This window comes from Streptomyces sp. NPDC001157 (assembly GCF_053598255.1).
Genome location: NZ_JBSFJW010000044.1, coordinates 1 through 19,232, shown reverse-complemented (window position 1 = coordinate 19,232; position 19,232 = coordinate 1). Strand labels below are relative to the sequence as shown.

The 19,232-nt window shown below is 68.4% G+C and carries 17 protein-coding genes and 3 pseudogenes; 9 read left to right on the top strand and 11 right to left on the bottom strand.

The features are described 5' to 3' along the window. Nucleotide 1: 1 nt before the first annotated feature. Nucleotides 2–577: pseudogene (locus ACWDAG_RS41885) on the top strand (PLP-dependent transferase); the annotation flags it as partial. Nucleotides 578–1,198: 621 nt separating this feature from the next. Continuing rightward, nucleotides 1,199–1,654 (top strand): phosphotransferase, encoded by a 456-nt coding sequence (locus tag ACWDAG_RS41880; protein ID WP_450700817.1) that lies wholly within the window; start codon nucleotides 1,199–1,201, stop codon nucleotides 1,652–1,654. 285 nt (nucleotides 1,655–1,939) lie between these two features. Here ACWDAG_RS41880 and ACWDAG_RS41875 read toward each other — a convergent pair whose 3' ends face one another. Further along, nucleotides 1,940–2,344, bottom strand: a complete 405-nt coding sequence (locus ACWDAG_RS41875) for a type II toxin-antitoxin system PemK/MazF family toxin (RefSeq protein WP_450700816.1) — start codon at nucleotides 2,342–2,344, stop codon at nucleotides 1,940–1,942. A gap of 1,077 nt (nucleotides 2,345–3,421) precedes the next feature. On the opposite strand from ACWDAG_RS41875, the gene ACWDAG_RS41870 reads away from it, so the two are divergent. Then, nucleotides 3,422–5,107 carry a ribonuclease J gene (locus ACWDAG_RS41870; RefSeq protein ID WP_450700815.1) on the top strand — a complete coding sequence of 562 codons (1,686 nt, stop codon included), beginning with the start codon at nucleotides 3,422–3,424 and terminating at the stop codon, nucleotides 5,105–5,107. A 640-nt stretch (nucleotides 5,108–5,747) separates the two neighbouring features. Here the strand turns inward: ACWDAG_RS41870 and ACWDAG_RS41865 are convergent. Both ACWDAG_RS41865 and ACWDAG_RS41860 read right to left on the bottom strand, forming a co-directional pair. Continuing rightward, a complete protein-coding gene (locus ACWDAG_RS41865; protein ID WP_450700814.1) occupies nucleotides 5,748–5,990 on the bottom strand; it encodes a DUF5302 domain-containing protein in 243 nt (80 codons plus the stop codon). Between the two features lie 206 nt (nucleotides 5,991–6,196). Further along, nucleotides 6,197–7,609 carry a DEAD/DEAH box helicase gene (locus tag ACWDAG_RS41860; RefSeq protein ID WP_450700813.1) on the bottom strand — a complete coding sequence of 471 codons (1,413 nt, stop codon included), beginning with the start codon at nucleotides 7,607–7,609 and terminating at the stop codon, nucleotides 6,197–6,199. A 406-nt stretch (nucleotides 7,610–8,015) separates the two neighbouring features. Between ACWDAG_RS41860 and ACWDAG_RS41855 the strand changes: the two genes are divergently transcribed. After that, the gene (locus ACWDAG_RS41855) at nucleotides 8,016–8,465 is read left to right on the top strand and encodes an SbtR family transcriptional regulator (RefSeq protein ID WP_450700862.1); all 450 of its coding nucleotides are present in this window, start codon (nucleotides 8,016–8,018) and stop codon (nucleotides 8,463–8,465) included. Between the two features lie 106 nt (nucleotides 8,466–8,571). Here ACWDAG_RS41855 and ACWDAG_RS41850 read toward each other — a convergent pair whose 3' ends face one another. Beyond that, nucleotides 8,572–8,739, bottom strand: coding sequence for a hypothetical protein (locus ACWDAG_RS41850; protein WP_450700812.1), 168 nt, complete (start codon nucleotides 8,737–8,739; stop codon nucleotides 8,572–8,574). Nucleotides 8,740–9,113: 374 nt separating this feature from the next. Between ACWDAG_RS41850 and ACWDAG_RS41845 the strand changes: the two genes are divergently transcribed. The 3 genes and pseudogenes from ACWDAG_RS41845 to ACWDAG_RS41835 all read left to right on the top strand — a co-directional run. Further along, a complete protein-coding gene (locus ACWDAG_RS41845) occupies nucleotides 9,114–10,337 on the top strand; it encodes an acyl-CoA dehydrogenase family protein (RefSeq protein ID WP_450700811.1) in 1,224 nt (407 codons plus the stop codon). Nucleotides 10,338–10,461: 124 nt separating this feature from the next. Continuing rightward, nucleotides 10,462–10,764 (top strand): hypothetical protein, encoded by a 303-nt coding sequence (locus ACWDAG_RS41840; RefSeq protein ID WP_450700810.1) that lies wholly within the window; start codon nucleotides 10,462–10,464, stop codon nucleotides 10,762–10,764. A 410-nt stretch (nucleotides 10,765–11,174) separates the two neighbouring features. Beyond that, nucleotides 11,175–11,282: pseudogene (locus tag ACWDAG_RS41835) on the top strand (ATP-binding protein); the annotation flags it as partial. A 56-nt stretch (nucleotides 11,283–11,338) separates the two neighbouring features. Here the strand turns inward: ACWDAG_RS41835 and ACWDAG_RS41830 are convergent. Next, nucleotides 11,339–11,929, bottom strand: coding sequence for an alpha/beta hydrolase (locus tag ACWDAG_RS41830; RefSeq protein ID WP_450700809.1), 591 nt, complete (start codon nucleotides 11,927–11,929; stop codon nucleotides 11,339–11,341). 740 nt (nucleotides 11,930–12,669) lie between these two features. Then, entirely contained in the window at nucleotides 12,670–14,046 is a 1,377-nt protein-coding gene (locus ACWDAG_RS41825; RefSeq protein WP_450700808.1) for a serine hydrolase domain-containing protein, read from the bottom strand. Nucleotides 14,047–14,150: 104 nt separating this feature from the next. Between ACWDAG_RS41825 and ACWDAG_RS41820 the strand changes: the two genes are divergently transcribed. Next, entirely contained in the window at nucleotides 14,151–14,846 is a 696-nt protein-coding gene (locus ACWDAG_RS41820) for a TetR/AcrR family transcriptional regulator (RefSeq protein ID WP_450700807.1), read from the top strand. Between the two features lie 389 nt (nucleotides 14,847–15,235). Here ACWDAG_RS41820 and ACWDAG_RS41815 read toward each other — a convergent pair whose 3' ends face one another. From ACWDAG_RS41815 to ACWDAG_RS41800, 4 genes are all read right to left on the bottom strand, one after another. Continuing rightward, a complete protein-coding gene (locus tag ACWDAG_RS41815) occupies nucleotides 15,236–15,820 on the bottom strand; it encodes a GNAT family N-acetyltransferase (protein WP_450700806.1) in 585 nt (194 codons plus the stop codon). A gap of 136 nt (nucleotides 15,821–15,956) precedes the next feature. Then, the gene (locus ACWDAG_RS41810) at nucleotides 15,957–16,307 is read right to left on the bottom strand and encodes a hypothetical protein (RefSeq protein ID WP_450700805.1); all 351 of its coding nucleotides are present in this window, start codon (nucleotides 16,305–16,307) and stop codon (nucleotides 15,957–15,959) included. A gap of 480 nt (nucleotides 16,308–16,787) precedes the next feature. Then, a complete protein-coding gene (locus ACWDAG_RS41805; RefSeq protein ID WP_450700804.1) occupies nucleotides 16,788–17,120 on the bottom strand; it encodes a HEAT repeat domain-containing protein in 333 nt (110 codons plus the stop codon). Nucleotides 17,121–17,152: 32 nt separating this feature from the next. Next, entirely contained in the window at nucleotides 17,153–18,124 is a 972-nt protein-coding gene (locus ACWDAG_RS41800) for an ankyrin repeat domain-containing protein (RefSeq protein WP_450700803.1), read from the bottom strand. Between the two features lie 269 nt (nucleotides 18,125–18,393). On the opposite strand from ACWDAG_RS41800, the pseudogene ACWDAG_RS41795 reads away from it, so the two are divergent. Continuing rightward, nucleotides 18,394–18,516, top strand: a pseudogene (locus tag ACWDAG_RS41795) (IS701 family transposase); the annotation flags it as partial. Between the two features lie 174 nt (nucleotides 18,517–18,690). Here ACWDAG_RS41795 and ACWDAG_RS41790 read toward each other — a convergent pair. After that, on the bottom strand, nucleotides 18,691–19,041 hold the full coding sequence (locus ACWDAG_RS41790) for a peptidase inhibitor family I36 protein (protein ID WP_450700802.1): 351 nt from the start codon (nucleotides 19,039–19,041) through the stop codon (nucleotides 18,691–18,693). Nucleotides 19,042–19,232: the final 191 nt, after the last annotated feature.

The following is a 19,232-nucleotide window of genomic DNA, read 5'->3' as shown; positions in this document are numbered from 1 at the left end:
GGAGCCCGACCCCAGCTACCACGGTCTGCAGTACTGGCCCGCCCTCGGCCCCGGCGCCTTCGCCATCAAGCTCCGGGTGCAACTGCTGCGTGACCTCGGCCCGGCGCTCTCCCCGCACTCCGCGTTCCTGCTGCTCCAGGGGGTGGAGACGCTGAGCCTGCGCATCGAGCGGCACTCCGCGAACGCCCAGGCCCTGGCCGATTGGCTGGAGCAGCGCGACGAGGTCGCGGCCGTCCACTACCCGGGACTTGAGTCCAGCCGCTGGTACGAGACCGGGCAGAAGTACCTGCCGCGCGGCGCCGGTGCCATCGTCTCATTCGAGTTGCGGGACGGCATCGAGGCGGGCAAGCGGTTCGTGGACGCCGTCGAGCTGTTCAGCCACCTCGCCAACATCGGCGACGTCCGCAGCCTCATCATCCACCCGGCGTCCACCACCCACAGCCAGCTCGACGAGGCACAGTTGGCGGCCACCGGCACCTCCCCCGGGCTGGTACGGCTGTCGGTGGGCATCGAGAGCCTGGCCGACCTCAAGGCGGACCTGGAGGCAGGGTTCCGCGCGGCCAAGGGCGCGTCCTGAAAACACCGTACTGACGCCCTCCGAGGTCCCCCTCCCGCCGGCCACCGGGGCCTGGCGGGCGCTGGCAGGCCTTCGCCGACTTCGAGTACCAGGCCGGACTGCTGGTCGACGGAGACGGCAAGAAGCTGACGAAGGCCCCGGACGCCTCGGCCTTCTTCAGCAACGACTATCTCCCGGCCGCCAAGTGAGGCCGCTGCTACGGTCGTTGTGGCCGCCGTCCGCTGCTGGTGCCGGCCGTGGTGGTCGGCGGCTGGCAGCTGTACGTCACCGCCGTCGGGGTCGATCCGATGACAGTGCCGTCACCCGCACGCGTCGTCGAGCAGGGCTGGGCGAACCGTGCGGACCTGTGGGCGCAGACGCTGCCGACCCTCCAGGAGACCCTGCTCGGCTTCGCGTTCTCCTTCGCGGCGGCCTGGCTGGTCGCGGTCCTGCTGGACTTCGGGACGCGCTGTCCTGGTCGCCGTTCCGATCCGCCGTGCACGCACGGGCGGCCGGCGAGGCACTGGCCCGGCTGCACCTGGCGGCTGAGGGATTCGACGCGCCGCGCCGCCGAGTGCAGCCGCTGGTCGCGTCGTTCACGGTGTTCGCGTCCAGCGAGCCCTGCTCGCTCTGGAAGGACATGTGGCCGAGCGGCCCGAACTGGACGAAGCCCTCAAGGAGTTCCCGTGGCGCGAGGACACCGAACGCGTCCTGGTGCCGCTGCACACGCGGCTGACCCCGCACCTCGACGACCTCGCCCCACTGTGGACCCACAACGACTGGCACGCCTCCAAGCTGCTGTGGGACGCCGACGGCCGAGTGGCCACGGTCCTGGACTTCGGCATGAGCGACCGCACCACCGCCGTGCACGACCTGGCCACAGCCATCGAACGCAACGCGGTCCAATGGCTGCAACCGGGCTACCCGGTGCCCTCGTTCGTAGCGGACGATGGCGTCGGCCACGTCCTGCTCCAGCTAGTCGACCCTCACCCGCATCGGAGCCCGCGCCCAGCTGGACATCCGGCCCACCGGCCGCAGCCCCCGCCGTGGCCTGGTCACCGAGTCCGCCCGCGCCGGCAACTCCGGCGCCGTCGCTGAGAAGCAGGGCAGCTGGGTGAAGGTCTCCCCGGTGATGCGCGGCTACCGCGAGGAAGACGACGGCTTCACCACGAACGCCCTGCACGGCGTGCTGTAGAGAGGACAATTGTCACCAGACGCCGGAACCGAAATGCGACTCACGTCAGATCGCGTCCCGATCGGTGAACCAGTCAGCCGTAGATCGTGATCTCGGTGGTGCGGGGGCCGCCGAGGCAGCAGGCGGCCAGCGTCGATCATCTCGCCCGAGATCGCCCACGCCGTCGCGGGCGTCGGCTCCTTCTCCGTCTACCCGAGTTCACCGAGACGGAGGGCATCCATTATCTCGCTGAGCTTCGCGGTCGCGGCCGGGGTCCGCTCCTGCGCTTGTTCAGCGAGCCGGAAGGCCTCGTCAATCTCGCTGAGCTTCACGGAGGACAGGACGGCCGCCCGCTCCTTCAGGTCGTCCCGGGACACAGTGGTCAGCCACGTACACGGGGTGAAGCCTGGACGCGGGAACGCGAGCCGCAGCACGCCCTCGAACGGCAGTCCTTCACCGACACCGACCGTCACTTCGATGCCCAGACCGCTGATGTCGACGCCCGCCGGAGCGACGACCTGCATCACCCGGATCCCGGACGTGTCGTCTCCCGACAGCAGTACGACCAACCTCCGCTCGTCGAACTGGACCCACCAGACTTCGCCACGTTGCACAAGTCCTCCAGACACATGACGGCAGACAGACGCTGCGCGGCCCTGACGCGCTGTGGAGACGGGTACGGCCACCGTTGATCATCGGTGTGTGAAGACTGAAGATCATGCCCCACAGGGGGCGGTCGTCGTCGGGGCGGCCGGTCTCTTTCCGAATGAGCGGCGTGAGTCGGTCGTCGGCCATGGCGTAGTCGGCGAACATGACGGCGGCCGGGGGCCATGTGCCAGACGCGAAGCTGCAGGGCGCGTCGGGGCTCATCGGGAGGTCAGAGGTCCTCGACGCGAATCAGCTCGGGAGTTCCCGCAGTGGTGTCACGATCGTCCGTTTGGGTCACCTCATCTCCAGTTCGGCCGGGCGGTAACGGGGTGGCATCCGCGGCACGTGCTGCCTTCGCTTCTGCGTTTCGGTGGATTCGGACGATACGCCGCGCGGGAGGGATATCGAACACTCTGACATTTCTGGGTGGTTGCCTGGCTGAGGCGTGAATCAGGTTTCCGATACCGGTGATGTCCGGGCAGCGGCCCGGAGTGACGTCCGAGGAAGCCGCGGAGATCAAGCGACTGCGGGCCGAGAACCGCGGAGCCCACCCGTGCCCTGACTCGAACGTGGCACGTCACGTGCCCCCTGGAAAGAACTTCGCATGCCACGGCAGTGCAGTGGCGCAGCGCGAATTCGATGGGGCACCACATTGGCTTCCTGCATGGCGAGCGGGGCGACAAGCGCTTCTGGGACACCGCCATCTGTCTGCCCGGCGAAGGAAGCTGCCTCGGGGCCCTCTCAGCCCACTTGGTCCTGAGCGCCGAGGACACCCGAGTCTCGACTACTGCGAGTGGACCAGTGCCGCGGCCCGCCGGGAGGCAGCGAACGCCGGAAACCACGACAGGGTGCACGAGATCCTCTCCAGCACCGGGTGAACGGTTCGGCCACGGAAGGTGGTACCGCTTGCACCGCTCCCTGTCCCCGGTCGCCGGCGTGATCCGATCGTGCCGAGGCACGCTGCGGGTGCCCCGCTCCGTCGGGAAAGGGAGATCGCACAGGCAATGGATCACCCTGTCCCGCTCTCCGGGTACCGTCAGGGTATGAGTCATCCGCACCCCGAACTGAAAGCCGCCCCGCCCCTTCCCGAAGGAGGGCTGCGGGTCATCGCCCTGGGCGGCCTGGGCGAGATCGGCCGCAACATGACCGTCTTCGAGCACGCGGGCAAGTTGCTCGTCGTCGACTGCGGCGTGCTGTTCCCCGAGGAGACCCAGCCCGGCGTGGACGTGATCCTGCCGGACTTCACCTCGATCCGGGACCGGCTGGACGACATCGTGGCCGTGGTACTCACCCACGGCCACGAGGACCACATCGGGGGCGTGCCGTACCTGCTGCGCGAGCGGTCCGACATTCCCGTCGTCGGCTCCAAGCTGACGCTGGCGTTCCTGGAGGCCAAGCTCAAGGAACACGGCATCCGGCCGCGCACGGTGCGGGTGCGGGAGGGCGACCGGCGCGGCTTCGGGCCCTTCGACTGCGAATTCGTGGCGGTCAACCACTCCATCCCCGACAGCCTCGCGGTCGCCGTCCGCACCCGGGCCGGGATGGTGCTGCACACCGGCGACTTCAAGATGGACCAGTTCCCTCTCGACGACCGCATCACCGATCTGCGCGCCTTCGCCCGCCTCGGCGAGGAGGGCGTGGACCTGTTCCTCACCGACTCCACCAACGCCGAAGTACCCGGCTTCACCACCTCCGAGCGTGAGCTGAACCCGGCGATCGAGCAGGTGATGCGCACCGCACCGCGCCGGGTCATCGTCTCCAGCTTCGCCAGCCACGTGCACCGCATCCAGCAGGTCCTGGACGCCGCCCACCAGCACGGCCGCAAGGTCGCCTTCGTCGGCCGGTCGATGGTCCGCAACATGGGCATCGCCCGCGACCTGGGCTATCTGAAGGTCCCCTCCGGTCTGGTCGTGAGCACGAAGGAGCTGGAGAAGCTCCCGGACCACAAGATCACTCTGGTGTGCACCGGCTCCCAGGGCGAACCGATGGCCGCGCTGTCACGGATGGCCAACCGCGACCACGTGATCCGCATCGGCAAGGGCGACACCGTCCTGCTCGCCAGCTCCCTGATCCCCGGCAACGAGAACGCCATCTACCGGGTGATCAACGGACTCACCCGGTGGGGCGCCCACGTGGTCCACAAGGGCAACGCCAAGGTGCACGTCTCCGGGCACGCCAGCGCCGGCGAACTCGTCTACTGCTACAACATCGTCAAGCCCCGCAACGTCATGCCCGTGCACGGCGAATGGCGCCACCTGCGGGCCAACGGCGACCTCGCCATCCGTACCGGTGTCGACCCCGACCGGGTCGTCATCGCCGAGGACGGCGTCGTCGTCGACCTGGTCGACGGGCGGGCGTCCATCACCGGCAAGGTCCCCGCCGGCAACGTCTACGTGGACGGCATGGAAGTCGGCGGCGCCACGGAAGCGTCGCTCAAGGACCGCCTCACCCTCGCCGCCGAAGGCGTGGTCACGGTGGTGGCGATCGTCGACGCGGACACCGGGGCCCTCGCGGAGGCCCCCGACTTCCTGGCCCGGGGCTTCGTCCACGACGACGCCACCTTCGAGCCGGTCATCCCCGTCATCGAGAAGACCCTGGCCACCGCGGCCGAGGAAGGCGTCGGGGACGCGCGCCAACTCGAACAACTCGTCGCCCGCGCCGTGGCGAACTGGGCGTTCCGCACCTATCGCCGCAAGCCGCTCATCATCCCCGTCATCATCGACGCCTGAGCCGCGCCCCGGCAGCACGGTCCGCGGTTCCGGTGGCGGCCCCGCGAGCATCGAGGTCGGGCACGCCCGGACCGGACGGTAGCGAAGCCGCCGGGCTCGACGAGGCGGATCGCCTCGCCGCGGGCGGCCGACAGGTCCGCGAGGGAGTCGGTGTTGCGGGCGACGGCCCTGTCGCCGCGCTCCAGGGCCGCCTGCGCAAACTCGCGGCCGAAGCCGCCGCGGGAGGAACCGGTGACATGGCGGCGGTGCACCCCGCTCAGATGTTGTACAAGATCGGACAGCGTCCACTCGGAAGCAGGTCGGCACCTGCACGTCGTGGCCGGGCACGAAGGCGACCGCTGCCCGGAACGCGACCGTCTGTGCGTCGTTCAGCCGCAGCAGGAGGGGGAACGCGCGCAACGCCGGCCGCGTGCACTCGAACAAGGCACTGCCCTCATCCCGGAATTCCAGTTCGGCGGCGCCAACGATCCGAGCCAACCGCATCTGGGCCATTCCCCCAGGCGAGTCCCCCGGCTACGCCCCGCCCGCGACGCGCGCACGAGCGTGCGCAGGTCGCGGGCCACTGCACGGGACACTGCACGGGACACGCGATGGATAGCGCGAGTGCCGGTGAAGCGCTTAGATCGCGGGACTCATCGACTCAGCCGCCGCTCTTGCGCCTGAACGACCGCTGGCTCGCAGCCGGGCCGTGCGCCGAACGCACCTTCGATGCATCGGACTTGGCGGCAACATCAGCGGCATCCACCTGCGCACCGCGCTTGCGCGCCAGGGCTTCGCGGAACTTGCGCTTGAGGTCGTAGTTGCCGTCGTTGTCCGGCTCCAGAGGGGACGCCTCAGGGGCAGCCGGCTCCGAACCTTCCGTAGATACGGGCTCTGCGGTCATGGTGACCTCCTGGGTTCGGGGGGGTGGGCAAGCACAGCTTGTCATGCTGGGCGCGGTGCGAGGCGCCGGCAACATCATCCTGCTCTGTTTCGGCGGGCATCCCTCTCCCGGCCAACGGTGTTGACTTCGTAGGTGAGGCACACAGGACGGCTTCGGGCCGGGCCGAGGCCGTCGATCCCGTGGCCGGGCTGCCAGGGCAACGGCTCTCAGCCGTTGCGACGCACCAGGGCGGCCCTGCGGGCCTCGGCGAGCTTGCGGGCCTCGCCCGCCTTTCGGGACGTGCCGGCGCCGCGGGAGGTGCCCTTGCTGGTGCCGAGGCCGCGGAAGGGAGCGTTGGTGTTCTTGGGTCGGGGGACGGCGGGCTCGCCGTCGAGCGGGATCCCGGAGGGTGTCTTGGCGCCGGTGATCCGGCTCAGCTCCGCCTCGCCCGAGCGCACCTTGGTGACGGTCGGCTCGATGCCGGCCCCGGCCATCATGCGGCTCGTCTCACGGCGCTGGCCCGCCAGCACGAGCGTGACCACGCTGCCGGACTCACCGGCGCGGGCGGTGCGGCCCGCCCGGTGCACATAGTCCTTGGCATCGGTGGGCGGGTCGACGTTGACCACGAGATCGAGGTCGTCGACGTGCAGGCCACGGGCCGCGACATTGGTCGCCACCAGAACGGTGATCTGGCTGTTCTTGAACTGCGCCAGGGTCCGTGTCCGCTGTGGCTGGGACTTGCCGCTGTGCAGGGCCCCGGCGTGCACCCCGCTGGCCCGGAGATGCCGGGTGAGCTGGTCGACGGCGTGCTTGGTGTCGAGGAACAGCAGTACGCGGCCGTCACGGGCAGCGATCTCCGTGATGACGGCGTAGCGGTCAGGGCCGTGGACGACCAGAACGTGGTGCTCCATCGTCGTGACTGTGCCCGCGGCCGGGTCGACCGAGTGGACGATGGGGTCGTGGAGGTAGCGGCGGACCAGTTGATCGACGTCGCGATCGAGAGTGGCCGAGAAAAGCATCCGCTGACCGTCGGGGTGCACCTGGTCGAGCACGTCGGCAACCTGCGGCAGGAATCCCAAGTCGCACATCTGGTCGGCCTCGTCCAGCACGGTGATCCTCACCCGTCCCAGGCGGCAGGCGTTGCGCTCGATGAGGTCATGCAGGCGTCCAGGGGTGGCGACGACCACCTCGGCTCCCTGCCGCAGCGCGGCGACCTGCCGGCCGATCGACGTTCCGCCGACGACCGTGGCGATCCGCAGCCGCAGTGCCTCGGCGTACGGCGCCAGCGCCTGGGTGACCTGTTGGGCCAGCTCCCGGGTGGGCACCAGGATCAGAGCAAGGGGCTGCTTCGGTTCCGCGCGCCGCCCGGCCGTCCGTGCGAGCAGCGGCAGGCCGAAAGCGAGCGTCTTGCCTGATCCTGTGCGCCCGCGTCCCAGGATGTCGCGCCCCTCCAGGGCATCGGGCAGTGTCGCGGCCTGAATCGGAAAGGGTTCGCGCACCCCGAGTTCGCTCAGTGTCCGCAGCATCTCCGTCGGCAGTTCCAGACCGGCGAAGGTGACGGCCGGGAGCAGCGCCGGGGTCGTTGCCCCAGGCTGGGCGGGACCGCCGTGAGCGATGCCGGAGTCATTGGGATGCTTCATAAACAGCCTTCCGCAGGGGAACTTACCGAGGAAGGCCCGGCAGGTTTGAACAGCTCACGCACAAGCCGAACGGAACAGACAGAATCGCCCACCGCGACGACCACGCAAACGCGTGAGACTAACACACGGCATAACCTCGCGCCGCTGATACCGATCCCCCCTGTGTACGAGTGCCGGCAGCGGGTCGGCCTGGAACAACCGTTCCCCTTGAAGAACGGCCCCACCCCACGGGCGAGCTGTCCGACGCCTTGAAGGTGGAGCCGATCTCGACGGAGGGGCCAGAACGACGCGCCGGGCACGATCTCGCCCGGCTTCTGCGCCCACCGGCCGCACCTCAGTTCCACGCGGTCCACGTCACCGTCCGGACCGGACCGCCCGACCAGGGTCAGCGTCGGCATGTGGAAGCCTGGACAGGGAGCGCCAAGCTGACGGCGCCAGCCGGACGAGCTGGCCACGGCCGAGTCCGGCCGCGTCGGCACGACGCTTCCGACAGGCCCTTGACCAACTGCTTCGCGCGGCCCAGCGCGCGCCTGCGGACGTCCGCACCGATGTGAACATGGACGATGTCGCAGCCCTGGCCATCGGGTGCGCGACGCTGCGGGCCACGCATCGCGACCGCAACGGAGGTGCCCGCATGGTGCGGCTGACGCTGGAGTGCCTGCGGGCGCCCTCATTCGTCACGCAAGGCCCAGCGTTTCGTAAAACCACCGGTCCTTTTCACACAGCGTCACAGTCCGAGGAATGCGGCGCCTGGCTCCAGCTCCGGCCCACCGGCCGGCCTGCCCGCTACTGCGGAGCGACCTGCCGACAGCGAGCGCATCGACGCCGCCTCGGCACGGCAGGCATGCATGCCTGATGAAGGACGAGTCGCAGGAACCGGAGACGTCGAGTAGACCGACGTCCTGACTTCGAGGGACCGGTCTCGCCCAGCCGACCCGGTGTAAAGGCGCTCTGCGATTCGCTCAGCCGAAACGGCCATTGACATGGTCAGCGGTGCGCCTGTCCTGCGGGGAATGGAACATGGCGTCGGTCGGGCCGCGTTCGACGATGCCGCCCGGTTCGCCCTGCTCGGCGAGGAAGAAGGCACACCGGTCGGAGACTCGGGCCGCCTGCTGCATGTTGTGGGTCACGATGACGACCGTGACCTCCTACGCCAGGCCCTGGATGGTTTCCTCCACGCGTCGCGTGGACGTCGGGTCGAGCGCCGAGCACGGTTCGTCCATCAGCAGCAACTGTCTCGCATGCCGACACAACCCACGCGAAAAATGAGGTCTTCACCCCGGTTTAGTCACGTCACTTTTGAGACAGGGGTGATCTCGCAGACTGTCCGCCGCCTCACGGCCCGCACGCAGTTCCGCCCGCACACCGACCACCGCACCTCCACCAGGCACACCCCGCCGTTCGCGCATTCCCTATAATTCCTATCGGATTACTAGGAATAGCCCGGTGCTCCCGGCGGATGAATACACCACGCCAACCGACACTCTTGAGGAGACCACCCACCATGGGCGTTGCCACCATGCCGACCCAACCCGCCGCGTCCGACGGGAGTGGGCCCGGCCGCGCCCACTGGCTGCATGTGGCCCGTGAGACGGCGGACGACCTCGCCACGGATGCGGCGGCCAGGGAACATGCGGGCAAGCCCCCCTTCGGCGAGGTCTCCGCACTCCGTGAATCCGGACTGCTGACCCTGCTCATACCGGCCGAACTCGGCGGAGGCGGCGCGGACTGGCCCACCGCGTACGCGGTCGTCCGGGAGATCTCGTCCACCGACGCCGCGATCGCCCAACTGCTGGGCACGCACTACTTCCTGTCATGGAGTGCCCGGTCCTTCACCGAACCCGACCTCGCCACTCGGATCGAACGGCTGTCGGCGACGGAGCAGTGGTGCTGGGGAGGAGGTCTCGCCGCTCAAGGTCCCCCGCTGGTCCTGACCAGGAAGGGGAAAGGCTATGTCCTCGACGGCCGGCAGAGCTACGCCACCGGAGTTCTGGTCGCCGACCGCCTCGCGGTGCGGGCCGAGCGGGCCGACAACCGCGAACCAGTCGCCGTCGTCGTCGCTCCCGCCCATCCCGGCGTGAGGATCGACGCCGCGGAAGGCTTCGGACAGCGGCTCGCGGCCGGAGGTGACGTGGAATTCGACGCCGTGCCCGTCACCGTCCACGACGTGCTCGGCTCCCTCGCCGCCGACGACGACGTGCTTTCACCGTCGGCCGCTCTGGCCTCACCGATCGGGCGTCTCCTCTCCGCCCAACTCCTTCTCGGCCTCGCCGAAGGCGCACTCGCCGAAGCGCGCGAGTACAGCAGAGCTGGCCAGTCGTCCTGGCACCCCGCCTGGCCGGACGGCTCTCCCAGGGACCCGCACGTACTGACCACCTACGGGGAACTCACGATCCTCACCCGCTCCGCCGCCGCACTGACCGATCAGGCACTGGCAGCCGTCCACGGAGGACTGGCACGCGGCGAAGACCTCACCTACGACGAATACGCCGACATCTCGGTCCAGGTGACGATGGCCGAGGCCGCCGCTTCCAAGGCCGCGCAGGAATCCACCAGCCGCGCCCTGGACGTCGTCGGCTCCCGCTCCGTATCCGCACGCCTGGGCCTCGACCGCTTCTGGCGCAATGCCCGGGCCCACACCTTGCACAGGCCCGTCGCCCAGCAGTTCCGCGACGCCGGGGACTATTTCCTCAACGGCGCCCACCCTCCGTTCGTACTGCCGGCCTGACCGGGGAACCAGCAGCACCGGATCAGCGGCAAGAGCGACAAGTCGTCGACCTCACACACGAGTTGCGGGACGGATCGTTGCGGTTGCGTGAAACACGCGCCGTTGGTCCTGGGACGGCGCCGCCATGGAACTCGTGGCAGACCAAGTACCCCGTGTCGACACGCTCACCGCCGTCGACACCGTGCGCCGGTGTCTCGACACGGCAGGGTGCGTGGCGGTGAACGCGGCCGTGAGCGGCGCCGAACTCGACACGCTCCGCGAGTCCCTCAAGCGTTCGGTCGAGGGCGGACGGCTCGGACGGACCTCGTTCGACGGCCTGGCGACCCGCCGGGTGTTCGCCCCCTTCGCACGATGCCACTGCCTGGACCAGCTCCAGCAGCATCCGGTAGCCGGCGGCGTCATCGCTGATCCGCCGCCTGGCCGGTAGTTCGTCGACCAGCGCGACGTCGTGATGCCTCTCTGCCCGGTCGATCCCAACGGGCGGCATGCGGTGGTGGGGTTCACGGGATGTGGAGACGCCGGAACCGCGCCGCTCTCTCGTGAGGCATCACGGCCGGGGAGATTCCCAGGCATCTGCCCGGCGTCCGCATGCCGCGTGGAACCCACCACCGTGACGGCGCCGCTCTATCGGGAGACCTCGTCAGCCAGGGGCCTTACGGGCGTCCGTCACACCGGACAGCCCAGAGGCCCAACTGCGGCCTTCTGGAACCACCCTCACAACGGATTAGGGGCCTTCGCGACAGGAACCGCCACAGTCCTGACCGCCACACCGTTCCGGCGCCGGCCGCCGGTGTTCCCGAGCGATCAGGAGGCAGGCGACCCCGTGCCCAGCGCCCGGTCGCCGAGTCCCTGCTGGACCGGCTGATCAACTCCAGTCACCAGGTCACCCTCAACGGCCCCAGCTACCGCCCCAACAAACGACCAAAGGGCCCCGTCGGCAAGCCGGACACCACCGCCGGCTGCCAATTGGAACTCGCCCGAGCCAATCTTGTTAGAAGCCCTCAGCGGTCGAGCGAGCCGATGAAGCGGTCCAGCCGAGAAACGACTTGCCGCAGGACGTCAACCGATCCCGCGGCATCGTCCGCAAGCTCCAGGCCATGGTCCGCCGAGGGCACTTCCAGGACGTCGTGTCGCAGGGACGCGGCAATTCGTGAATCCCAGAGCTTGTCGGCGCTTCCGCCGATGAGGAGGGTCGGCTCCATGGTTCGCCGGAGAGCCGCGACAACGTGGTTGATGGTCAGGACCGGGGTGAGCCAGGCTGCCGGGATGTTGCTGTCGGCTGTGATGCCGCAGGCGAGGGAGCCCAGGGACTTGCCGACCACGAGCCGACAAGCCCCCGCTTCTGCTTCGATGGCCTCGGCGACCTGCCGTTCCACCCATGCGATCCGATCGTCCACCGTGAACAGCGCGAACCCATCGGGGATCTGCCACCACAGCTCCTGGACCGTCCAGCCGTGCTGGAGCAGGACGTTCCGGGCGAAGTGCAGGAGCGGCCGGGCAGGCGAGTAGCCGACACCTGGAACGACAAGTGCGACACGATCTCGGCCTCCGTCGAAACGGGTGGGCATGGCGAAGGGGACGGGATCAGACATGGCCGCAGACTACTAGTCAGTGGATCACGTAACTCAGGGTGCTCGAACGTCGCCACAACCACCACCTGGGGAATTGCATGACCATGAACCCTGGGGAATTACGTGACCGTCGACAGAGGTCTGACGAGAGCGTGCGGAAGCCGCGATTCAATCCAGGACTGGTGGTTCGCCAGGCCATCTTCGACGACAGCCGAGGCTTGCGATGGCAGCGCGCGGAAGGAAGGCTCCTCGCAAACCCCGTGGTGAACTGGACTGCCAATGCAGTCGAGCACTATGGTCCCGGAGATCCGCCGCCTCCTCCCCGTCGCGTTCAACCCACCAGCCGCCTCCGCGGCCAGACCGCTGCATTGGTCCAACTGGCGCCGGGGCCACCAGGCAACAGCCCGCCGCAGTCACTACCGACGACGATCCGCCGACGAGCTGCTGGATGGACCACGCAACCTCACTGGAGTATGAGTCCGCCCGGCACACCGTTCCAGGTAGCCGACCATGCCCCCGCGTGTGGCGTCGCCCTTGGCAAGGCCAGCCAGCACGGGCAGATACAGGGCGTGTCGCGCGGATCGGGTTCTCCGGCGAGCAGACAGCGGGCCTTGCGGAAGAGATGGGGTCTCGGGATTGAGGACCGTGCGGACCACCAAGTCGTCGAAGGCATCCGGCCCGGGCCCGGTCCGTTACCGACTGCCGTCGGTTCGAGGTGCCGGTATGGGCGGTCGCTCGCGACCGCCCATACCGGCGTTGGATCAGGATGCTTTCGCGACCCGGCTGAAGAGTCGGCCGGCGAGGTCGACGCCTGTAACCGAGCCGTCCGCGTCGCGGGAGAAGTAGCCGCGCTGCCCCTTGAGGCCGCCTTCAGTGACGATGTACTCGTCTCCGTCGCCGGGAAGGAAGCCGATGGCCGCGGCCGGGTAGTCCGCAGGCATTTCCTCGTCCGATGCCTCGCGGATCTCCGGCTTGATGCCGACCGCCAGGGTGAGGCGGGTGCCGTCGGTGGCGATGTCGAAGTTTATGGCGTCGATCTCGTAGCGGCCGACGACCTCTTGGGCCCGTCCCTCGTCGTAGGGGACCGGCTCCGCCGTCTTCTCGACGACGCCGAGGCAGTGCTCGAGCACCCATCGCACGACGGACTGGTTGAAGGGGTAGCCGTCCGGGCCGGCGTTGGCCAGGGAGACCACCGCGAAGTTGCGCTCGGGCACGATGAGCAGCTCGGCGAACTGGCCGTTGCCCGAGCCGCCGTGGCCGATCCCGTGCAGGCCGTCCAGATCGTGCAGGAACCAGCAGATGCCGAAGCCGTCGCCGAGAGTGCTGGCGCGCAGCTCGACCGTCTGCTCCCGCATGCGGTGTAGTTCCGCGGCGGGCAACACGCCCTCGCCGTCGCCGAGTTGGAATCGTGCCCAGCGCAGCAGATCGCTCACGGAGGAGGCGAGGCCGCCACCGGGGTTGTCGCCGCGCGCGCCCTCCTTGAACGCTGCCCACGGCCGGGCGGGGCGCATTTCGCCGTCGTCGCCGCGGTTGTAGCCCACGGCGAACTTGCGGACCATCACCTCGGACAGGCCGTACACGGTGTCCGCAAGGCCCACCGGCTCCAGGACGAGCGAGGCCACGGCCTGCTCGAAGGGCAGGCCCGTGACCTTCTCGATGATCCGCCCGGCCAGGTTGTATCCGGCCTGGCTGTACGAGGCGCGGACCCCGGGCGCTGCGATCAGCGGCAACTGAGGCAACTTCGCCACGAGCCCGGCCAGCGAGCGGTCACCCTCGCCGTCGTCGATCAGGTTCCAGTCCAGGCCCGCGGTGTGGTTGAGCAGGTTCAGGACGGTGATCTGCGCCGCGGCCTGCTCGTCGGCGAGCTTCAGTTCGGGTACGTAGCGCCGCACCGGCGCGTCCAGGTCCACCTTTCCCTCGGCGACCAGGCGCATCAGCGCGGTCGCCGTGAAGGTCTTGGACACCGATCCCAGGGGAAACAGGGTCTTTTCGTCGACCGGCAGCGGGTTGGTCAGGCTCGTCACGCCGTGCGAGGCGTAGATCTCCCGGCCGTCCAGGAGCACCCCGACGGCGACACCAGGAACTCCACACTCCGAGGCCTGCGCCTTGACGAACTCCGACAGCTTGCCCTGCAGCATTGCTCCCCCTTCAGGTAATTGAACTAAGTACGAGACACACTCTAGGAGCGACTTGAACAAAGTGCAAGCCATTTCATGAACTAAGTACAAGTAAGGTGGTGGCCATGCCGCGAGACACACTGACCGCAGACCGGATCGTCCATACGGCCATCGAGCTGCTCGACGACGAGGGGCTGGACGGCCTCAATATGCGGAGCCTGGCGAAACGGCTCGGCTCGGCTGCCACGGCCGTCTATTGGCACATCAAGACGAAGGACGACCTGGTCCGACTCGCCAGTGACGCCATCTGGCACGAGGTGGAGCTGCCCGATCTCGACGCCACCGACTGGCGCACGGCCACCACCGCCCACGCCAACAGCATGCACGCGATGCTCACCCGGCACCCCTGGCTCGTCCAGGCATTCGGCAGCCACCTCCTGTACGGACCCGGCCAGGCCCAGCACAACGATTTCAGCCTCGCCATCTACGAGAAGGCAGGCTTCGCCGCCGCCGACGCGGACCAGGCGGCCGGCGCCGTGTTCACCTTCGTGCTCGGCAGCGCGCTCGGCCCTGCCGCGCAGGTCTCGCTGAACCGCCGGCTGAGCAAGAACGGCGCAGACGCCGAGCAACTGATGGCCGACGCCATGGCACGCGCCACCGAGACCGCCATGCAGTTCCCGCGCCTGCGCGAGCGCCTCGACACCACGGCCGCCAAGGAGTACGCCGCAGCGCCCGACAGCACCTTCGCGTTCGGCCTTGAGTCCCTCCTCGACGGCATCGAGGCCCGCCTCACCGACGACCGGGCCGGCCGGGGCAAGTGACCGCGGCCCGGACAGCACCCGCTCGACCAGCCCATGGCCCCTTTTCGGCTTCGCACCGACGCAAGAGCAGGCGAGGTGAGATGGAGCGGGACACCGATGTGCCCCCTGAGCGGTACACATGAGTCCGTGCTAGGTGAGGCGCTCAGACCCGTGCTGGGTGTGGGTCGAGAGTCGATCTCGGTCGTGACATGCTCTCGATTTGCGGCGCGTGGAGATCTGTCGGACGAGCAATGGGCCGCGTCGGAGCCACTGTTGGCGAAGGGCACGCAGCCTGGCCGCCCGCCAAAAGTCCGACTCGCAGGACTCCAAGGCTCGACATGCCCTCGGTGCGGCATCAATCGCCTCAAAACGCACCGCGCCGTGGCCACGCGGTACGCACTAGCCGTCCGCTACGAGGCGACCGTCCTCGTCGCGGCCATCAATCCATGGCTGTGACCAGCGGAATCGAGTGTGATCCAGTAGCGGCGCTTGACCCCGGTTTCAGTGCTGCGGACATCTTCGAGGACACCGCCATTGCTTTCGATGGTGCGCGCCGAGCCGACGTTGCCCTCGTCACAGGTGAGGAGGACCCGATCCAGACCGAGCGCCGGCGCCTTGAGCAGAACCGCTCCCAGTGCCCACGTGGCCAGTCCGCGTCGCCTGGCAGAAGGGCGAACGCTGTAGCCGATGTGTCCGCCGCCTTCCAGCAGAAAGGCGTTCAGATAGTGCCGAAGGTCGATGGCGCCGAGGTACGTCTCGCCGTCGACGATCCACCAGTGGGTGGCGTGGACGCGCCCTTCCCCGACAGGCAGCGACCGGTCCGATTGCTGCCGCAGTCGCTCGACCCATGAGGCGAACCCTTCCGGGCTGTCGAGGTCGTCGTCCCCAACCAGACGCAGGCCGGCCCCGTCCTGATGAGCGCCAGGCTGCCACTCGTCACGCGCCCTGAGCCACGAGGAATGCAGCCGCCCCGTGGGAGCGATCAGTTCAGCCATGCGAGGGACGATACACCCACACCCCTATGTGATCTGGCACTTTGTGCCAGCTCGGGAGCCTGACGCCGTTTCGCGGGTATCGGTTCGCGCTGCGTTCAAGTGGCCGTAGAGGGTTACCAGATCGATCTGCTGGACGTCAGAAGCGGCTGCCGCCGCGGCGTGCGCCTTGTCGTTGAATTCCGGCTCCGCTGAAGAAGATGAGCCAGGTGCCGGTCGTGTCGTAGCGTCCAGCCGGGGCGATGAGAGCGCGGATGTTCCGGAGCCGGTCGACGTGGGCCATGCCCATGGCGTCGTTCCACTTGGCGTCTCCGATGGCCAGGAGCGGCGGCTTGACGCCATCAGCGATTCCGATGACCGCCGCGTCGACCTCGTGGCCGGTGCGGGCCTTGGGATCATGGACGACGCCGTGTCCGATACGGGCGGGCAGACCGCCCAGAAGCTCGGGGCGGCATGGGGCAGGGCCCAGTCGCGGCAGACCTGTTCGCAACGGGGCCCGAGCACGTTGCTGAAGAAACGCCGAGGCTGGCCTGCCAGACGCGTGTCGCGCTGCCGGGGCATTCGAGCTGATCCCAGGCCGGCCGGTCCAACTGGCCCTGGCGCCGGCAGGCAACAGCCCGCCCTCGCCCGCTGCTCGCCCCTCCCCCGCCCCTGGCCGAACGCCACCGCGGGCTGCCTGTCGTCGACGCGCTCAGCAACACCAGGGGCTGGACCACCACCCCCCAGGCACGCGGCAAGACTGTGGGGGCACACGTCACTTTGCCTGCCGCCTAGACTCCAGTGCGACTTCGTGATCTTGTATTGGTCGTATCTGGCCGAGTGCTTCGGTGGTGGGTTCGAGGATTGAGGTGTCCGCCACGGCGGCGTCGGGACCCCGGGTGGCCAGTCACATCATGTACCGGGTGGGCAGTACAGAGTTGGCCCCGATGTCCACAGCCGGCACGCGATGGGATGCAGAGGCGAGCATTCGCTACTTGGTCGTGGCCGGAGCTTCCCGCTCCCTTTGGCGCTGCTCGTACCGTGAGGGCGCACCGAGTATCCAGGACCACGACTCGTACTCGTCGACGGGTCCCACCCGGTCTGCGCCATCGATACAGCGCGGATCATCCCGCTCGGCCAGTCCGTAGACGGCCCAGATCCGGGTCTTCTGGTCCTCGTCATCGAGCAGATCGGCCAGAGTGTCCCCGATGGCCGGTTGCGGATTCAGGCTGTACGCGAGCCCGTAGCAGGCGACTTGGCGAACCGAGGAGTCGGTGTCCCGGGCCAGTGCAAGCAGGGCGTTCAGCCCCTCGGAGGTGAACATCTTCCGCCCAGACCCCTCCGAGTTCACAATTCTCAGGGTCGAAGGCACCGCCACACGGACCTGTGGGGCAGCGTGGGCAAGGAATGAGAGCCCCAGCGGCTCGATCCTCGGGTCCTCATGCTGGCCCAGGCCGGCCAGGGTCTCGACCAGGAGTCCGGGTGTCCCTCCTCCTTTACCCAGTCGAGGAAGAGCTCGAGCGTGCGCTGTTCGAACGGACTCGGGACGTTCGTCAGCTCAGCCTCGATGTGGAGGCAGACCAGGACCTCCGCGCCGAAGCGGCGATGCAGGGGATCGGGATGGCCCCGCAGTACCGCCGCAGCCTCCCAGGTCTCTTCGTCCTGTCTCCGGGCAAGGGTTCCGAGGATCTCCGACCAGACGGCGTGCTCCCAGTCCGGGTACTCGAGTGCGCATGCGCGGGCCGCCAATTCCTCGAAGCCCAGGTGCAGTCCGAAGTGTTTCTCGAGGAGGGTGAGGATCCCCGTGTGGCCGTCGCGGACCGTCATTCCGCCGAGCCGGAGCTCGTGGTACTCGGTGGACCAATGCCTGTCCCGGATGCGAACCCGCTCGACCTCGTCCGAGGTGCCGGTCCGCTCCCGGAGCATGGCAACCGGGCCCATCTCCTGCCACCGCCGGGCGCGTGCCAGCAGATCCGCGCGGGTGGCCTCGCTGATCATCGCGGCGTCACCGAGCAGGCCGAAGACGAGACCGATGGAACCGCTGTCGACGGCCCGCAAGAGGGGTGTGGTCCCGTCGGGCAACCGGCGGTCTGGATCCGCGCCGCCTTCCACCAGGTAGCTGGCGATCGTCGAGTTGAACGCTGAGATGGCCAGGCAGAGTGCGGGGGTGCCCTGCTCGTCGAAGACATCGGGATCCGCCCCGTCCTCGAGCAGTATTCTGACCGCGTTCTCGTCCCCGCTCCGCACCGCCGTGATGAATGGATCCTCGCCCGTCCCCAACCCCCTGTTGGTCTCGATCGCCACGCAGCCGCAGGCCGGGAGAGACATCGCCGGCCGAGTCCGTTACGCCGTCCCCCGGGCCGGAGCCATGGGCTGAACATCCAGGGGTTGAGCCGTTGACGGCATGTCGCATGGGCGGTCGATCCAGAGCCTCGTTCTGCGCGGACCCCCCTGGCTGAAGCAGCCTGTCACACCCGGTAGATCTGGAGCGGTCACCGCATGATCATCAAGGGTTCATGCGGACCCCTGACGATCATGCTGTGGCCGCGGACAACAGCATAGGTGCCGCCCGTTGGCGTGCGACGTTCGACCAGGCCATGGCCCGGATCGCGGGCCGGTTCAAGCGAGTGGAGCCGCGGGCGACGGCCCGCGCCTTTGTGCCCGCCCTGCTGTCCGGCGCCGAGCGGAAGATGGTTTCCACGATCGCCCGGTACTTGGGGTCGTTCTTCCGGTGAAGCGTGCGGTAGTTGAAGCGGGAGAACCGCAGCTCGATCAAACCGGTGAGGGCTTCGAATTCCGCCGGTTGGCCGCTTCACCGGCGCCACCAGCTCGCCCTCGAGCGGCGCCTGTGCTCTCCCGTCGCCTGGTCGCCGAAGGGGCCTGGACCAGACGGGTCAGCGGGTGCAGACGAAATGCTCCTCCGTGAACGACGTGGCGTCGGAGCTGCTGCCACCGGGGCGGATGCTCCAGACAAGGTCGTCCTGGCTCGCATCGAAGAAGTCGGCGTAGACGGACTGGTTGTTGCGGTAGGACCCCACGTTGGTGATCCCGAAGTCGCTGAGGTTGCGGCAGTAGTTGTGCCTCTGCGTCATGTAAGCGATGTCGGTGAAGTTGCGGCCCTTGTACAGACACAGCCATCCGGCACCGCACGGCTCGGCGGCCGACGCCGTCGGGGCGAGCACCACCGCGCTGGTCGTCATGGCGAGCAGCGAGAATAGGAGGGCTCGAAGTCGCAACTTCCGCATGGGCATCTCCTGGGCTTGACCTCGCACTTCACGAGGTGGGGTTGTCCGGGGACGGATCAGAAGAATGGCAACTGGTCCTACCCAGTAAGCGTCAGGGCTAGGCCGTTTCCTTTGGATCACCTCGCCGACCAGATGAAGATGGCGGCGAGGTGGAGTCCCGCGAGGTAGACGGTCGCGGTCTTGTCGTAGCG

Excerpts from the sequence above, each read along its gene's own strand:
- ACWDAG_RS41870 (WP_450700815.1), top strand. The coding sequence starts at position 3,422 with ATGAGTCATCCGCACCCCGAACTGAAAGCCGCCCCGCCCCTTCCCGAA.
- ACWDAG_RS41865 (WP_450700814.1), bottom strand. The coding sequence starts at position 5,990 with ATGACCGCAGAGCCCGTATCTACGGAAGGTTCGGAGCCGGCTGCCCCT.
- ACWDAG_RS41860 (WP_450700813.1), bottom strand. The coding sequence starts at position 7,609 with ATGAAGCATCCCAATGACTCCGGCATCGCTCACGGCGGTCCCGCCCAG.
- ACWDAG_RS41845 (WP_450700811.1), top strand. The coding sequence starts at position 9,114 with ATGGGCGTTGCCACCATGCCGACCCAACCCGCCGCGTCCGACGGGAGT.
- ACWDAG_RS41840 (WP_450700810.1), top strand. The coding sequence starts at position 10,462 with ATGGAACTCGTGGCAGACCAAGTACCCCGTGTCGACACGCTCACCGCC.
- ACWDAG_RS41830 (WP_450700809.1), bottom strand. The coding sequence starts at position 11,929 with ATGTCTGATCCCGTCCCCTTCGCCATGCCCACCCGTTTCGACGGAGGC.
- ACWDAG_RS41825 (WP_450700808.1), bottom strand. The coding sequence starts at position 14,046 with ATGCTGCAGGGCAAGCTGTCGGAGTTCGTCAAGGCGCAGGCCTCGGAG.
- ACWDAG_RS41820 (WP_450700807.1), top strand. The coding sequence starts at position 14,151 with ATGCCGCGAGACACACTGACCGCAGACCGGATCGTCCATACGGCCATC.
- ACWDAG_RS41815 (WP_450700806.1), bottom strand. The coding sequence starts at position 15,820 with ATGGCTGAACTGATCGCTCCCACGGGGCGGCTGCATTCCTCGTGGCTC.
- ACWDAG_RS41805 (WP_450700804.1), bottom strand. The coding sequence starts at position 17,120 with ATGTTCACCTCCGAGGGGCTGAACGCCCTGCTTGCACTGGCCCGGGAC.
- ACWDAG_RS41800 (WP_450700803.1), bottom strand. The coding sequence starts at position 18,124 with ATGTCTCTCCCGGCCTGCGGCTGCGTGGCGATCGAGACCAACAGGGGG.
- ACWDAG_RS41790 (WP_450700802.1), bottom strand. The coding sequence starts at position 19,041 with ATGCGGAAGTTGCGACTTCGAGCCCTCCTATTCTCGCTGCTCGCCATG.